The following is a 16,342-nucleotide window of genomic DNA, read 5'->3' on the forward strand; positions in this document are numbered from 1 at the left end:
CGAATATGCTACGCGTCCACTGTGCAACTCTGAACAAACACCAAACAACCCCCCACAGTGTGGGTGTGTGTGTTGTTTGATATGTTCATAGTGTTACGGCGGTCATGGCGGAGGGGAAACGCCCGGTCACATTCCGAACCCGGAAGCTAAGCCCTCCAGCGCCGATGGTACTGCACTCGGGAGGGTGTGGGAGAGTAGGACACCGCCGGACAACCTTTCAGTTGAGGCCAACCCCTAACAGGGGTTGGCCTCAACTGCATTCCACACCAACTCCCCCCAGAACTGCCTCCGCTATCCGTGAGAAAGGCCACCACCGGCACGGAAAACCCCGCCTCCGGAACCTCCCCTTCCGGGACCTCTCGCCTCAGGCTGAGAGCCCCGGGGTTGGGGCTGGTGGGTAGAAGAAGCGCCTATCCCGACACGGGATACCCCTACATCCGCGACGTCGGCGATAGGCAGCCGGACGGAGAGCGGCCCGGCCACCGCCCGCTCCGCCCTTCGCGGACCAGCAGCAGCCCGGCGACGTCGCGGCAACCCCACCCCGCCCCGCGCCGGGGACAGGCGGGCGACGTTCGGTGAATCGGCCCGTACGACGCCCGTGACCTCGTACCGTCGATGCGGGACTGACTCCCGGGGCCCCGCGCCGGGGTCCGTGACGACGTGACGTGGTGCACGCCTCGTCCACGATCGGAGCGGACCTGTCGGGGTACCTGCTGACCGTACGACCGGAACTGACCGTCGGGACCGGCGGAGGCAGGAGTGGCCATGAAGATCGGAATCATTGGGTCGGGGCACATCGGCGGGACCCTCACGCGGCGGCTGGGCGCCCTCGGGCACGACGTGACAGTCGCCAACTCGCGGGGGCCGGAGAGCCTCACCGAGCTGGCGCAGGAGAGCGGCGCGACCGCCGGCACCGTGGAGCAGGCCGTCCAGGACGCCGAGCTGGTCGTGGTGGCGATCCCGCTCTTCGCGGTACCCGCGCTGCCGGTGCAGCCGTTCGACGGCAAGATCGTGGTCGACGCCAACAACTACTACCCGCAGCGCGACGGCGACATCGCCGAGCTGCTCGACCGTAGCCTCAGCTCCAGCCGGTGGACCGCCGACCACCTCAAGGGCGCCCGGGTGGTGAAGACGTTCAACAACATCCAGGCGGCGCACCTGATGGACCACGGCAAGCCGGCCGACGCCGGTGACCGGATCGCGCTGCCGGTGGCCGGTGACGACGCCGACGCCAAGCAGCTCGTGATGCAGCTCGTCGACGCGCTCGGCTTCGACCCGGTCGACGCGGGCACCCTCGACGAGAGCTGGCGGCAGCAGCCCGACACCCCCGTGTACGGCACCGACCGGGACGCCGAGGGCGTCCGGCAGGGCCTCGCCGAAGCCCGCCCCTGACCTTGCCACGTCGGTGTGCCGCGGCCGGGTGGCACCACCGCCGCCACCCACCACCGCAGCGACCCCATGTGCCGGGAGCACCAGGTGCCCGAGCCGGCCCGGATGTCCGGCAGTCACCGCGTACCCGGGAGACAGCGAACCCCGCCGGCTGATCAGCCGGCGGGGCTCGGTCGTGTCCGGGGTTGGTGTCCCCGACCCGCTCGGGTGGGGCGTGGGGTCAGGGCTTGGGGCCGCAGACGAAGTTGGGCTCGGGGTCGTACGTCCAGCTGAACTTCTCCCGCTTGACGACCTTGCCGTCCTTCTTGATCACGCGGAAGGCGTCCTGGGTGAAGCCGGTGCTGCCGGCGGCGGCGATGCAACTCGGGCCGGGCTCCAGGTGGACCGTCTTCGGCGAGGTGATGTTGCGGCGCGGGCCGTACTCGGTCTTCACGCTGTCGTAGATCTTGGTGCTCCACATCGACACGGTGATCGTGTTCGAGGTGTACGTGGTGTCGATCAGGACCCCGTACGGCGTGTTGTTGCGGAACTTGAAGTCCAGGTCCGGCCAGAAGATCGTCGACTCGATCACCGCCGGGTAGCGGCTGAAGTAGAACGAGTGCGGCTTGTGCTCGACGTCCTGGAGTCCGGCGTAGTAACTGGCGTTGAAGAGCGTGGTGGTGAACTGGGAGACGCCGCCACCCACCCCGGGCACCAGCTTGCCGCCGAGGATCACCGGAGCGTCCTTGTAGCCCTGGGCGTAGCCGCGCTCGCCGGTGTGCCCGTTGAGCGAGAACGTCTCCCCGGGCTTGACGATGGTGCCGTCCACGTCCTTCGCCGCCTGGATGATGTTCTGGCTACGCGGCGAGGAGAGCCCACCGGGGAACTTCGTGGAGAAGGTGGAGACCCGCTCCTTGATGCCCAACTCGGCGAGCTTCGCCTCGGTCAGCTCCGGCTCGGCATCCGTGAGCTGCCCGGTGACCGTCCGGCCGTCCGGCTTCGGCAGCACCGCCAGCAGGTCCCGGCTCAGCGCCGCCGAGTCGAGCTGCTGGCCGGCCCGGCCCGGCACCACCTTCGGCTTACCGCCCGAGATGGTCAGCCCGGCGTCCTTGGGCGTCGACTCGATCGCGGCCAGCTTGCTGCCCAGCGCCGACCGGAGCCGCTTCACGTCGACCTTCGGCGTCAGCTTCCCCTCGTCGTCGGCCGAGAAGCGCAACGCGCGGGCGATCGCCGTGGGCGGGACGCTCACCGACCCCTTGCTGGAGGTGATCGTCACCGGTGCGGCGACGGCCGGCTTCGCCAGCTCGGCGATCATCCGGTCCACCTCCTCCCGGGTGGTCACCGGGTTCTTCTCCACCACCGGCACCGTCACCGGCTGCCCGGCCAGCCAACCCGCGCGGACCACCCGGGCGGACTGCTCCGGGTCCAGGGTCAGGCTCGGCTTCGGGTAGACGGGCTTCGGCGTGGTGCCGGTGAAGATGATCGCCGGCAGGGTCATGTCCCGGCCTTGTTCGCCGAGGATCTGCCGCAGCGCCGCGTCCAGCTTGGCGGCGTCGACAGTCACCACCGGGTCGACCGACCGGGAACCGAACAGCCGGTCCACCGGGTGCGCCTGCGCGTCGGTGGCGGCGGCGACGGTGGCGTCCACGTCCACCGCCAGGCCGACGTCAGCGGGCTTGATCTCCGCCCGGTTCTCGCCCACCACCACGGTCAGCGGCGCGTCGAGCGTCGCGGCCCGCTTCTCCAACTCGGCCCGCAGCTCCCTGGCCGCGTCGGACCGGCTGCGGCCACCCAGCTCGGTGCCGAGCACGTTGGTGCCGCGCGGCACGTCCCCGGCGTACGCCCAGGCGCCCGCGCCGACCACCCCGGCCAGCACCGCGGCGGTCACCCCGCCGGCGAGCAGCACCCGGCCGCGCCGCCACCACGGCCCCGGCCCGGCACCGGGACCTGCGGCCCCACCGGCCGGTGGGGGTTCGTCCTCGGACGGCCAGCTCACCGCGGTGACCTGCACCGTGGGGCGGTCGTCGGAGACCGGTTTGTCGCCGTACAGGGTCACAGCCACCTCGATCGGACGTACCACGTGGGGGGTTGCGGGCCCCCAGGGACACCTACGGTAGCCAACCGGACGGCCAGCCGACAGCGTGCGTCCGGCCATCCTCACCGCCGCGTGTCGCGGCCGGTCACACGGTGTATGGGCGTTCGTGGCACGGTGTCCGGATGACCACCCGGTGGCTGTGGTCGGCGGCACAGGGCCGTGGGCGACCGACGGTGGTCAGCGGATGCGGACGCCGACCGCCGGGGTCGGCGGGCCGTCGTCGCGTCCGTCGGTCACGGCGACCCGGAACTGGTAGTCGTGCCCCCGGGTCAGCAGCACCGCCGTGTGCCGGGCGTCCCGCACCGGGTACGGGTCGGCGCGCCACCGCTGTCCGGCGGTGGCGTCGCGCCACTGCACCCGGTAGACGAACCCCGGCCCGGCCGGTCGCCAGGTCAGGCGGGCCTCACCGGTGCCGACGGCGGTCACGACGAGCCCGGTGGGGGTGGGCAACTGCGGGGTGGCCCGTACCGGCACGCTGCGTGGGCCCGGGCCGGCCTGGTTCGTCGCGGCCACCGTGAACTCGTACTCGTGCCCGTTGCGTAGCCCCGGCACGACGGCCCGGGTGCCCCGGGTGGGGATCTCCTCGGTGGTGAAGTCGCGTTCCCCGGCGGTGACGTCGCGCCGGTGGACCCGGTGCCAGCCGTCCGGCACCGGCGAGAGCCAGGTCAGCTCGACGCTGCCGACACCGGCCTTGGCGCGCAGCTCCCGTGGGGCGTCGGCGGGTGCGGTGAACCGGGCGCGGGCCCGCACCGGCGTGGACCGGGTCCCCTCGCCGCCGCCGTTCACCGCGCTGGCCGTGAACTCGTACTCGTGGCCGTGTTCCAGGTGCCCGGCGAGATGCCCGGCGGTGGCCTCCACGGCGGGTGGGCCGTACTCCCGGTTGCCGGTGGTCAGGTCGCGCCGGTACACCCGGTAGGAGACGCCCGGCCCGAGGGTGCGCCAAGCCAGCCGGACGGTGCCGTCGGGCTGCCCGGCGGCGACCAGGCCCGACGGTGGCGCGGGTGGGGTGACCAGGGCGGTGACCCGGACCGGGGCCGAGGGTGGGCTGTCGCCGCCACCGCCGACCGCGACCACGGTGAACTCGTAACGGTGCGCGTGCCGCAGGAACGCGACGGTGGCGGTGGTGCCGGTGAAGGTGCCGACCGTGCCGCGTTCCCCGGTGCCCAGGTCGTGCCGGTACACCCGGTAGAGCTGGACGAAGGGCACCGGTTGCCAGCTCAGCGCGACGTCACCGGCGCGGCCCGGAACCGCCCGCAGGCCGCCCGGCAGTGGTGGGGGCGGCACCGTGGCGGTGACCCGGCCGGCCGGTGAGGGCGGGCCCTCGCCGCGCCGGCCCACGGTGCTCACCCGGAACTCGTAGTCGTGCCCGTTGACCATGAAATCGGCAGTGAAGCGGGGCTCGTCGACCGGTTCGCCGATCCGGACGAAGTGCGTCTGGCCGGCGGTGACGTCCCGCCGGTGCACCTGGTAGCGCAGCTCGTCGTCGGCGCGTGCCGGCGGCCAGTCCAGCTCGGCGGTGCCGACGCCGCCCGGACGGGCGGTCACCGCCACCGGCGGCGGGGGCAGCTCGGCCGGGTCGGGGCGGCGGCGAGGCCACGGCACCTCGACGAAACGCGGCCGGTAGAGGCCCGCGTCGGCGTAGGTGACCGCGTCGTCGACGTCGTTGACGTTGTAGGAGAACAGCAGCCGGTCGGGACGGGCCAGCTCCGGGTGCAGGTCGACGTCGTAGACCAGGTGGCCGGCTGCCGTCTCGGGGGCCCGGTGCAGGTAGTCGGGGCCGGTGAACGGGCCGGTCGGGGCATCGGCCGAGTAGGCCACCAGGTCGCCGCTGAACACCAGGTTGTTCTCCTGGGTGACCAACACGTACCGGCCGTCGACCCGCTGCACGCCGTAGGCGGTGCCGACGCCGCTGAGCAGCCGGGCCGAGGTGCGGTCGTCGGGGGACCAGTCGTCGCCGGTCCAGAACTCCCACCGGCCGGTCAGGTCGTCGCCGGCCACCCGGGCCAGGTGGGCGAACTTCGCCTCACCGGCGGCCTCGGTGCCGTACACGTAGGTGTGGTCGCCGTCGCGGAGCAGCTCGGAGCCCCAGGAGACCCGGGGGCCCAGGGGCAGCGGACGGACCCCGGTGGGGGTGAGCGCGGGCAGCGCGAAGGTGGCCAGGGCGGTGCCGAGCAGGGCGTGGTCCAGCGGGCTGACGCCGGTACGCCGGTAGCGGTGGACCAGTACCTGGAGGGTGTCGCCGGCGACGGTGGCGTCGCCGATCCAGGAGAACTCGCCGGGTGTCGTCGTGGGGATCAGGTCGCGTGGGTCGTCGGCGGTGCCGCCGTGCAGCGTGGTGGTGAGCTGGTCGCCCTGCTGCACCACTGCCGAGTTGTGCACGAACGGCGCGCTGCGGGGGCGGGAGCCGTCGGGGTGCACCGGGCCGAGGAAGGTGTCGGAGAACAGCCAGAGCAGCCGGCCGTCGGGCAGCCGTACCGAGGCCGTCCGGTCGGCGCCGTTCCACCGGCCGGAGATGTCGCCGTAGTCGTCGAAGGCGGCGGTCAGCCGGGCGGCGGTCGTCCCGCCGTCGGGTCGGGACGGCTGCGGCGTCGCGGTGGGTACGGCGGCGAGCAGCCCGACCAGCCAGACGACGAGCAGCCAACGGGCCGGCCGGCGTCCGCCGGCCGGCTCCCGGCCCGGGTCGACCTCCGCCACCAGAACCCCCGTCTACTGGTCACCGACCCGTAGGGTGTCACGATCAACGGCGGGGGCGGTAGCCGTCGGCCGGGTGGGCGTGGCCGGTGCGTCCGGTCCGCGACGGACCGTCAGCGCGCCGGTGACGAGGGCGGTGACCGCCGCCGTGGCCAGGGCGGCACCGGCGATACCGGCGACGGTGTGCGGCACCACCGTGGCGGTCGCGGCCAGGAAACCCGCCGTGGAGATCCACAGTGGTGCCGAGGGCCATCGCGCGGCCGCCGCGACGCGCGCGTTGATCAGCACGAAGACCAGCGCGTACAGCGCCCCGGTGGCGGCGAACAGCGGGGCGAGACCGCCGTGGCGGGTGTACTCCGGGCCGCCGGCCAACCCGAAGGCCAGGCCACCGGCCAGCGTCGCGGCGAGCACCAGCGCCGCGCCGGCCGCCCCGACCAGCAGCAGCGCGGCCCGCAGGGTGCCCCGGTCACCCCGGGCCAGCCGGGGCAGCGCGATCACCGTCACCACCTGGGGGGCCCACAACGCGCCCTTGGTGAGCACCGTGCCGACCGCGTACGTGCCGGAGGCGTCCGGGGGCAGGAACCGGCGGGCCAGCAGCAGGTCGGCGTACGACACGACGAGCATCGCCAGGGTCGCCCCGCTGGCGGTGAGCACCGTCCGGGTGGCCAGGGTCGGGGCGACCGGGTCGAGGCCCGCCCCCCGGTTGAGCCGGACCAGCAGCGCCAGCACCAGCACGGAGGTGACCGCCCCGGCCAGCAGCGCGCCGGTCAACCCGCCACCGAGCGCCAGCCCGGCGATCATGCCGCCGTACCGGCCGGCGGCGAGCAACGCCATCCCGCCGGCCAGCCGCAGGAAACGCTGGTCGCCCTGGAGTTCACCGAGCCACCGGCCGGCGGCCACCACGGCCACGGTCAGCACCCCGAGCAGCAGCACCGCCGGGCCGGTCAGCCGCAGCCCGACGGCGGCGACCGGCAACGTCACGGCCAGCAGCGCGGCGGTCACCGTCACGGTCAGCAGGGTGGGGCGGGTGGTGCCGGCCCGACCGTGCCGGGCCCGGTGCACGGCCACCGCGATCTGCAGGCCGGTGCCGGCCACGCCGCCGATCGCGCCGAGCGCCAGCAGGGTGGCCAGCGCGCTCAGCTCGGCCGGCGCGAGGTGCCGGGCACCGAGGACCGGCACCACGTACGCGAGCCCGTTGACGAAGACCCCGGCCAGGGTGACGGCCACCCCGGCGACGCCGATGCCGGCCGTCCGGCCCGGCCTGTCGACGACCCCGGGTCGCTTGTCGTGCGCGCCGTCCGATGCTGTGCCCATCACCGCTCCGTGTCGCCGGCCCCGCCGGTGCTCCGCTGCCCTGCCCGTGATCGTCCCGGGTCGTCGGCTCCGCCCGTCGCCAGCAGCGCAAGTACAGTGTCGCCACGCCGGCGCCGATCGCCGGGTCAGCCTAGTGAGGAGGTCAACCCCTGCGGGAGAGGCCGATCCTCGTCGCCACCGGGCTGGCCGTCACCGCGCTGGTGCTGGCCCCGCTGGCCGCGCCCGGGTACGTGCTCAGTTACGACATGGTCTTCGTGCCCCGGCAGCCGTGGCGGGCCGAACTGGTCGCCCCGGTCGACTCGCTGCCCCGGGCGGTGCCGCTGGACGCCCTGGTCTCGCTGGCCAGCCAGGCGGTGCCGGGGTGGCTGCTGCAACGGCTGGTGCTGGCCGGGGTGCTGCTGCTCGCCGCGATCGGGGCCGGTCGGCTGGTGCCCGCCCGGCGGCCGGTGGTCCGGGTGGTCGCCGCGGTCGGGTACGCGTGGACGCCGTACCTGGCGGAGCGGCTGCTGATCGGGCACTGGGGACTGCTGCTGGCGTACGGGGCGCTGCCCTGGCTGGTCGACGCCGCGATCCGGGTGCACCGGCCGGGTGGGCTACGCCGGTTGGTGCTGGTCGCACTGCCGGCCGTGGTCACCCCGACGGGTGGCCTGGTCGCCCTGGTCACGGTCGCCGTGCTGGTCGCCCGACGGGGTGCCGCCCGGACGACCGCGCTGGCCGTCGGCGCGTTGCTGCTGCTGAACCTGCCGTGGCTGGTGGTCGCCGGGTTCAGCGCGGCGGACGCCCGGACCGACCCGGCCGGGGTGGCCGCGTTCACGGCGCGGGCGGAGAACTGGAGCGGGGTGGTCGGCGCGTTGGCCGGCACCGGTGGGATCTGGAACGGGCAGACCGTCCCGGCGAGCCGCGCGTCGCCGTTGACGCCGGTGGCGACGGTGGTCCTGCTGGTGCTGGCGGGGTACGGCCTGCGGGAGTTGCGTGGCCGGTGGCCGGCCGGGGCGGCGTACCGGCTCGTCGGGTTGGCCGGGGCCGGTTTCCTGGCCGCCCTGGCCGGGGCCCTGCCGGGCGGGTCGGCCGGGCTGGGTTGGCTGGTGTCGACGGTGCCCGGGGCCGGGGTGCTGCGCGACGGGCAGAAGCTCCTGGTCCCGTACGCGCTGCTGCTGGCGCTGGCCGCCGCGCTGGGGGCGGAGCGGCTGGCCGACCGGGTCGCCGCCCGGGGTGCGCCGGGTGGGGCCGGTGCGGTGCTCGCCGCCGTGCTGCTGCTGCCCGTGGTGGTGCTGCCCGACCTGGCGTTCGGTGCGGCGGGCCGGCTGCGTCCGGTGGCGTACCCGGCGGACTGGGACGCGGTGGCCCGGCGGCTGGACGGCCGGTCGGGGGAGGTGCTGTCGCTGCCGTTCGGGGCCTACCGGGCGTACCCGTGGAACGACGGTCGGACGGTGCTGGACCCGTTGCCCCGCTACGTCGACGCCGACGTGCTGGTGGACGACACGCTGTGGGTGGGGGCGACGGCGGTGCGGGGGGAGAACCCGCGGGCCGCCGAGGTGGGCCGGGTGCTCGCCACCGGTGGCCCGGTCGCCGCGACCGGGGTGCGGTGGGTGGTGGTGCAGCGGACCGTCGGTGGCCGGCGGGTGGACCCGGCGACGCTGGCCGGGTTGCGCGAGGTGTACGCCGGGCCCGACCTGACCCTGTACGAGAATCCGGCCGGCCGGTGACCGGGCGGTCGCCGGCTGTCTCCGCTGCCTGCCGGGCCCGTCGTTGATCGTCCGCGCGGCTCTCCCGGCATTGGCTACTTGGTGGTAACGTCCCGCGCACGCAGCTCACGAGGAGGAATACAGCACCATGCGCAGTGCTCTCTCGTTGGTTCTGGTCGCGGTGGCCGCGATCGCTCTGGGTGCCTTCGGCACGGTGGCGTTGGCCACCAGCCTGACCGGCACGTCGGCGGCCGAGGCGGCGAAGGCCGAGCAGGCCGCCCGCACCGAGTCCGGCGGCGGCAACGGTGGTGCCAACCAGCCGCTGGTCTACGGCACCAGGTAGGACTGTTCCACCTGCCCGGCCGGTGATCCCGTCGGCACTGTCGACCCTGACTGTTCTGCCTGCTCCGACCGTTGCGCCGGTGTGTCCGCCGGCCCCGACCGCTCGACCGGCGTGCCCGCCGGACCGTTCGCGGCCCTCGTCACGAGGGCCGCGAATTTTTCGCCCGAGACCGGCCAGGTGAACCGGGCGGCGTGGGCGCGGGCCGCCGCGCCCATGGTGGCCCGGTGGTCGTCGTCGGTCAGCAGCCGCCGCACCTTGGCCACGAAGTCGTCGACGTCCTCGGCGAGCAGGCCGGTCTCGCCGTCGACCAGGGATTCCTCGACCCCGCCCGCGCCCCGGAAGGCGACCGTCGGGGTGCCGACCGCGCCGGCCTCGACGATGGTGAGCCCCCAACCCTCCTTGAGCGACGGGGTGAGCGCCACCCAGGCCGAGGCGAGCAGGTGGCGCTTGTCGGCGTCGGAGACGAAGCCGGTGAACCGGACCCGGTCGGTGAGGCCCAGTTCGGCGGTGGTGTGCCGCAGTTGCGCCTCCCACCAGCCCTGCCCGGCCACGGTCAGGGTGAGGCCGGGTAGTTCGTCGGCGAGCGCGGCGAGGGTGGCCAGCGCCACCTCGACCTGCTTGTGCGGGACCAGCCGGCCGAGGACCACCAGCGACGGTTCCGCCGAGCGGGGCACCGGGCCGACGGTCATGTCCGGGGTGCCGTTGTGCACGATGTCGACCCGGGCCGGGTCGATGCCGAGGGTGGCCAGCTCGTCGCGGGTGGCGGTGGAGACGGTGACGTACCGGCAGCGGCGGTAGACCCGGGGGGCGAGCCAGGACTCCACCCACCAGCCGAACCGGGCCAGGCCCGGGCCGAGCACCACCGGCCACTGCTCCCGGTGCACGTGGTGCACCAGCGCGATGACCGGCCGGCGGGCGTAGAGGGCGGAGAGGAAGGGCAGCCCGTTGCCGACGTCGACGATCAGGTCGGGTCGACCGCCCCGGCGGCGGCTCAGCGGGCCGAAGCCGAGCGCTCCGGCCAGGTACGCAAGCGCCGCCCGGAGGTAGACGGTGTGCCGGCCGCCGCGCCGCAGCACGCGTACGCCGTCGGGGGTGGTCTCCTCGGCGGTGCCGGCGGGATGGGTGGCGCAGAACAGGGTGGCCCGGTGGCCGCGGCGGACCAGTTCGCCGGCGATCCGCTCGACGTAGACCTCCGAGCCACCGCCCTCCGGATTGCGGGTGTCCCGCCAGTTGAGGAACAGAACGTGCCTGGTGGCGGCGGCAGCGGGTGCGTCCAACACTCAACTCCTACTGCCGAGTAGTCTTCGCGGTCGCGTCACACTATGGGCTGCGTCACGCACGTCGCAATGCCCGATCGGAGGCGAGATGCAGCAGTCGCCAAGCCGTCCGGGGGCGGCCGAGGGGCCGGACGACACATCGAGCACGGTGTGGCGTGTGCGCTTGGTGGCGGTGTGTCTGGCTTTGTCGGCACTGGCGTTCCTCCAGGACCCCGGGCTGATCGCCATCGACACCAAGGTCGACCTGGCGATCGATCCGGCCGGATGGCTGACCCGGGCCCTGCACGTCTGGGACCCGGACGGCACCTTCGGGCAGTTGCAGAATCAGGCGTACGGCTACCTCTGGCCGATGGGGCCGTTCTTCCTGCTCGGCAAGCTGCTCGCCGTACCGGCGTGGGTGGTGCAGCGGCTGTGGTGGGCGCTGCTGCTGACCGTGGCCTGCGTCGGCGTGGTCCGGCTCGCCGAGCGGCTGCACGTCGGCACCCCGTGGGCCCGGCTGCTCGCCGGGGCCGCCTTCGCGCTCTCCCCCCGGCTGCTCACCGAACTCGGCCCGATCTCGGTGGAGGCATGGCCCAGCGCGCTCGCCCCGTGGGTGCTCGTCCCGCTGGTCGGGCTGGTCGACGGGGTGCCGGTGCGGCGGGCGGTCACCCGGTCGGCCCTCGTGGTGGCCTGCGCCGGTGGGGTCAACGCGACAGCCGTGCTGGCCGTGGTGCCGCTGGCCGCGCTCTGGCTGCTCGGCCTGCACCCGTTCCGGCTCCGCATCAAGGCCCTCGCCGCCTGGGGGCTGGCGGTGGGCGCGGCGACCGCCTGGTGGCTGGTGCCGCTGCTGCTGCTCGGCCGGTACAGCCCGCCCTTCCTCGACTACATCGAGACCGCGCCGGTGACCACCACCCCCACCGACACCACCACCGTGCTGCGCGGCGCCTCGCACTGGCACGCCTACCTCACCGGCGCGTACGGGCCGCCGTGGACGGCGGGCTGGCGGCTCGCCACCGAACGTCCCCTGGTGGTCGCCACCCTGGTGGTGGCCGGGCTGGGCATCGCCGGGTTGGCCCGCCGGGGCATGCCGCACCGGCGGTTCCTGGTCACCGGCCTGCTGGTCGGGCTGGCCCTGGTCGGGCTGGGCCACCTCGGTCAGCTCGACGGCTTCGGTGCGCAGACCCAGCGCACCTTCCTCGACGCGGCCGGCGCGCCGCTGCGCAACGTGCACAAGTTCGACGTGGTGCTCCGGCTGCCCCTCATCCTCGGCCTGGCACACCTGGTCGGGCTGGTGCTGCGGGCCGCCCGCACCGGCGACCGGCCCGAACTGGCCGCCGTGCTGCCCCGGGCGTTGCAACCGGTCCGGCTGCGTGCCGGCCTGGTCACCGGCACCGCCCTGGTCGCGGTCGCCGCGGTGGCCACACCCGCGCTCGGCGGTGGGCTGGCCGCCCAGGGCAGCTTCACCGGGGTGCCCGGCTACTGGCGGGAGGCGTCGGACTGGCTGGACCGGGCCGTCGGCGACGACCGGGTGCTGGTGGTGCCCGCCGCCCGGTTCCCCCGCTACCTGTGGGGCAGCCCCAGCGACGAGATCACCCAGCCGTTGTCCGACCGGCCGTGGGCGGTGCGCAGCTCGGTGCCGCTCACCCCGCCCGGCACCATCCGGCTGCTGGACACCGTCGAGTCGGCGCTGGCCGACGGGGAGGGTTCCGCCGGCCTCGCCGACCTGCTCGCCCGCTCCGGGGTGAAGTACCTGCTGCTGCGCTCCGACCTGGACTACGGCCACAGCGGGGCCGTCCGGCCGGTGGTGGTCCGGCAGGCGCTGCTGCGTTCCCCCGGCATCGAGCCGGTGCGCGGGTTCGGCCCCGAGGTCGGCGGGGGCCGGCTGCCCGGCAACGTCGTCGACCGGGGACTGGACGTCGGGGTCCGGGCCCTGGAGGTGTACGAGGTCCGCCGCGACGTCGACCGGGTCGTCGCGTACGACGCCGCCGACCTGACCACTGTCGTCGGCGGCCCCGAGTCGCTGCTGCCGCTGGCCGCCGCCGGCCGGCTCTCCGCCGCGCCGACCGTGCTCGCCGGGGACCGCCCGGCCGGGCTGGACGCGTCGTCGGTGACGCTCACCGACGGGTTGCGCCGCCGGGAGGTGGCCTTCGGGCAGCAGCACGACAACGCCTCGGCCACCATGACCGCCCGGGACCGTCCCCAGCTCGACGCACCGGCCCGGGACTACCTGCCGCCGTGGGCCGACGGGCAGTCCACGGTGGTGCGCTACCTCGGCATCGGCGGGGTGTCCGCGTCCAGCTCGTGGTCGCAGGCGCAGCCGCTGGGCGGGGGACGCCCCGAACACCAGCCGTACGCGGCGGTCGACGGCGACCTGAGCACGTCCTGGCGGTCCGCGCCGGGGACCCGCGCGCCGGGGCAGTGGTTCGAGGTGGAGCTGGACCGGCCGCAGGTCGTCCGGCAACTGCGGATCACCTTCGACACCGGGGCCGACTCCCTGCCCACCAGGATCACCGTGACCGCCGGCCGGCAGCAGAGCACCGTGCAGACCGCCGGGCAGACCGTCGAGGTGACCCTGCCCGACGGCTACCCCACCCGGTTCGTCCGGGTCACCGTCGAGGAGGTCTTCGACGTGCGGGCCGGCTTCGGCGGGGTGGGCATCGCCGAACTCGTCATCCCCGGTGTCGAGGCCGCCCGGACCCTGGTGGTGCCGGACCCACCGGCCACCGACCGGCCGGCCGCGATGGTGTTCACCGCCGCCCCGGCCGCCCCGGCGTGCGTCTTCGACGAGGGCCGGCCGATCTGCGCCGGGGCGATGGCCCGCGCCTCCGAGGACAGCGACCGGATCGACCGCACCGTACGGTTGCCGGCCGGCGCGGACCACCGGGTCGCGCTGTGGGCCCGGCCCCGGCCCGGCGGAGCGCTCAACGCGCTGCTCGACCCCGGTGGGGCGGCGACGGTCACCACCGGGGTCACCCCGACCGTGGCCGCCTCGACCGTCGGCGTGTCCCACCCGAGCGCCCGTCCCGGCGCGGTGGCCGACGGGAACCCCGCGACCGTCTGGTACGCCGCCGACGCCGACCGGCAACCGTGGCTGCGGTTGACCTGGCCGAAGGCGCGCACCGTCACCGGCCTGCGGATCACCCTGCCGCCCGGTGCGGCGGCGGCCCGCCCCTGGCGGGTCACCGTGCTCGGTGACGAGGGGATGCGCGGCGGAGTGCTCGACGAGGGCGGCACGCTGCTGTTCGACAGGCCGATGCGCAGCGACGACCTGACCGTGCTGATCGCCGACGTGGTGCCGGTGGCGTCGTACGACCCGTACCGGCGGGTGACGCAGGACCTGCCGGTGGGGGTGGGTGAGCTGACCGTGCTGCCGGACGGCCCGGCCACCCCGGCGGACCCCGCGAAGCGGGTCACCCTGCCCTGCGGCACCGGCCCCACGGTGACCGTGGCCGGTGGTGGGCAGCGCCGGACCGCGCTGGTCGCCAGCCGGCGGGACCTGGTGGAACTGCGCGAGGTGCCGGCGGTGCTCTGTGGTCCGGCCGCGAAGACGCCGCTGCGGCTGGCCGCCGGGGAGAACCGGGTGGTGGCGGCGGGGACCCGGCTGACCGTACCGAGCCGGCTCGCGCTCACCCCGACCGGCGGGGCGTCGGCCCCGTCGGCCCCGGCCGGCGGCACCGGTACGAGCGGCACGGCCGGCACCGGGGCCGGCGACGCGACCGTCGGACCCCGGCAACCCGGGGCGACCCGGACGGTGCTGCGGGTCGACGGGTGGTCGGCCACCCACCGGGTGCTGCGGCTGGACAGCTACCCCGGCCAGCGGGTGCTGGCGTTGCGGGAGAACGCCAACGCCGGCTGGGTCGCCACCGCAGGCGGCCGGACGCTCACCCCGTTCGTGGTGGACGGCTGGCAGCAGGGCTGGCTCGTCCCGGCCGACGTCGCCGGTACGGTGACGCTGCGGTTCGCCCCCGACCGGGGGTACGTGCTGGCGCTCGGGGCCGGGGCGGTACTGCTGGCCGGGGTCGCCCTGCTGGCGGTGCTGCCGTCGCGGCGTACCCCGGGGGCGGTGGTGCTGCGGCGGCGGCGCGGGCGGGTGCTCGCCGCGCTCGTCGGCGGCGCGGCGTTGCTACTGTTCGGCGGGCCGGCGGCGGTCGGGGTGGCGCTGGCGGTGGTGGCCGTGGTGCTGGCCGGGCGGGCGTTGGAACCGCACCTGCACCCGCCGGACCGGCGGGGCATGCACCGGCTGCGCCGGGCCACCGTGCGCTGGCTGCCGGTGGCGTGTTTCGCGGTGGCCGGCTGGTGGGCGGCGACCCGGGGCGGGCACGCCGCCTGGCCGCCTCAGTTGGCCGCGGTCGCCACCGCCACCCTGCTCTGGCTCTCGCTGGTGCTGCGCCGACGCGGCCACCGGCCACCCCAGCGTTGGAAGGGGCGCTCCACCGCGTAGTAGCTGACCGCCGCGAGGACCAGCCCACCGGCGACGGTGAGGAGGAACGTACCGAGCGGGTCACCGGTGAACTCCGGCCGGCCGTCGAGCAGGTAGATCCCCTCCAGTACGAACGGGTGCCAGAGGAACAGCCCGTACGACACCCGGCCCAGCCACCGGCCGACGATGCTGTCGAAGACGCCCTTGGTGCGGGTCTGCGGCCCGAACGCCACCGGCACGATCAGCAGCACCGCGACCACCAGGTAGAGCACCAGCTTGGTGGCGAACTGGCCGGCGGTCGGCTCGGCCAGGTCCCGGGGACCGGTGACCGGGGTGGTGGCGACGGCCAACGCGCCCAGGGCGACCGTCCAGCAGGCCAGCGGGGCCCGGCCCAGGTCGTCCAGGAAGCGCCAGCGCCCGCCCCGGCCGGTGCGCAGCGCGACCTGCGCGCCGGCCAGGGCCATCCCGGCCCCGAACCAGCCGGCGTACGAGGGCAGCCACATGGTGTGCAGGCCGAGGCTGAGCACGCCCGCCCCCATCAACGCCACCCAGCCCCCGGTCACCACCGTCGCGGCCAGCGCGATCCGCAGCACCCCGTCCGGGTGGGCCGACGTCGGCGGGCCCGGTGTCGGCCGCCGGCCGGGCAGGAGGATCGCCAGCACCGGCAGCAGCAGGTAGAACGTGACCTCGGTGGCCAGGCTCCAGGTCTGGCTGAGCCCGTGCCGGAGCTGACCGTGCTGGTAGATCTGGGTCAGCGTGAGGTGCCGCAGCCAGTCGCCCGTCGACGCCGGCCGGTTCTGCGGCAGCACCAGCAGGCAGACCACCACCGCCACCCAGTAGGCGGGCAGGATCCGGGTCGCCCGTCGCCACAGGTAGCGGCCGGTGCCCGGGGGTCGCTGGCCCGTCGCCCGCGCGTGCGCGTACGGCCGGAACAGCAGGAACCCGGAGAGCACGAAGAAGACCGCGACGCCCACGTCCAGTCGGGACAGCCAGGCCCCGACGGCGGTGTCGCCGGTGTTACGCCCGGTGGCGAAGCCGACATGGTGCCCCACCACGGCAAGTGCCCCGATCACCCGGACGGCGTCGAGGGCGGGCAGCCGCCGCAGGACCTGATCGGGAATCGGGGCAGACATCAACCGTCCAGAGGGTCGCGGGGCTATGTGACTCGGG

8 protein-coding genes, 1 rRNA gene and 1 pseudogene are annotated in these 16,342 nt (G+C 74.9%); 5 read left to right on the forward strand and 5 right to left on the reverse strand.

Going from position 1 to position 16,342, the window contains the following annotated elements; all coding sequences use genetic code 11:
• Positions 1 to 94 precede the first annotated feature (94 nt).
• Positions 95 to 211: ribosomal RNA gene (rrf, locus tag JQX11_RS22465) — 5S ribosomal RNA — on the forward strand.
• 554 nt (positions 212 to 765) lie between these two features.
• Entirely contained in the window at positions 766 to 1,392 is a 627-nt protein-coding gene (locus JQX11_RS22470) for an NADPH-dependent F420 reductase (protein ID WP_204926965.1), read from the forward strand.
• A 217-nt stretch (positions 1,393 to 1,609) separates the two neighbouring features.
• Here JQX11_RS22470 and JQX11_RS22475 read toward each other — a convergent pair whose 3' ends face one another.
• From JQX11_RS22475 to JQX11_RS22485, 3 genes are all read right to left on the reverse strand, one after another.
• Positions 1,610 to 3,430, reverse strand: coding sequence for a VanW family protein (locus JQX11_RS22475; protein ID WP_204926966.1), 1,821 nt, complete (start codon positions 3,428 to 3,430; stop codon positions 1,610 to 1,612).
• Positions 3,431 to 3,640: 210 nt separating this feature from the next.
• Entirely contained in the window at positions 3,641 to 6,157 is a 2,517-nt protein-coding gene (locus JQX11_RS22480; protein ID WP_204926967.1) for a DUF5005 domain-containing protein, read from the reverse strand.
• Between the two features lie 12 nt (positions 6,158 to 6,169).
• A complete protein-coding gene (locus JQX11_RS22485) occupies positions 6,170 to 7,468 on the reverse strand; it encodes a polysaccharide biosynthesis protein (protein WP_204926968.1) in 1,299 nt (432 codons plus the stop codon).
• A 197-nt stretch (positions 7,469 to 7,665) separates the two neighbouring features.
• On the opposite strand from JQX11_RS22485, the gene JQX11_RS22490 reads away from it, so the two are divergent.
• On the forward strand, positions 7,666 to 9,174 hold the full coding sequence (locus JQX11_RS22490; protein WP_504739414.1) for an MmpA family trehalose lipid delivery protein: 1,509 nt from the start codon (positions 7,666 to 7,668) through the stop codon (positions 9,172 to 9,174).
• 127 nt (positions 9,175 to 9,301) lie between these two features.
• Complete coding sequence (locus JQX11_RS22495) at positions 9,302 to 9,496, forward strand: hypothetical protein (protein ID WP_145922205.1); 195 nt, start codon at positions 9,302 to 9,304, stop codon at positions 9,494 to 9,496.
• 131 nt (positions 9,497 to 9,627) lie between these two features.
• On the opposite strand, the pseudogene JQX11_RS22500 reads toward JQX11_RS22495, so the two are convergent.
• Positions 9,628 to 10,773 (reverse strand): annotated as a pseudogene (locus JQX11_RS22500) (glycosyltransferase family 4 protein); the annotation flags it as partial.
• A 157-nt stretch (positions 10,774 to 10,930) separates the two neighbouring features.
• Between JQX11_RS22500 and JQX11_RS22505 the strand changes: the two are divergent.
• Positions 10,931 to 15,193, forward strand: coding sequence for an alpha-(1->3)-arabinofuranosyltransferase (locus tag JQX11_RS22505; protein ID WP_204926970.1), 4,263 nt, complete (start codon positions 10,931 to 10,933; stop codon positions 15,191 to 15,193).
• Here the strand turns inward: JQX11_RS22505 and JQX11_RS22510 are convergent.
• Complete coding sequence (locus tag JQX11_RS22510; protein WP_204926971.1) at positions 15,088 to 16,305, reverse strand: acyltransferase family protein; 1,218 nt, start codon at positions 16,303 to 16,305, stop codon at positions 15,088 to 15,090. The genes JQX11_RS22505 and JQX11_RS22510 overlap by 106 nt on opposite strands.
• Between the last annotated feature and the right edge of the window lie 37 nt (positions 16,306 to 16,342).

The organism is Micromonospora humida (assembly GCF_016901255.1).
GTDB classification, from domain to species: Bacteria; Actinomycetota; Actinomycetes; order Mycobacteriales; family Micromonosporaceae; genus Micromonospora; species Micromonospora wenchangensis.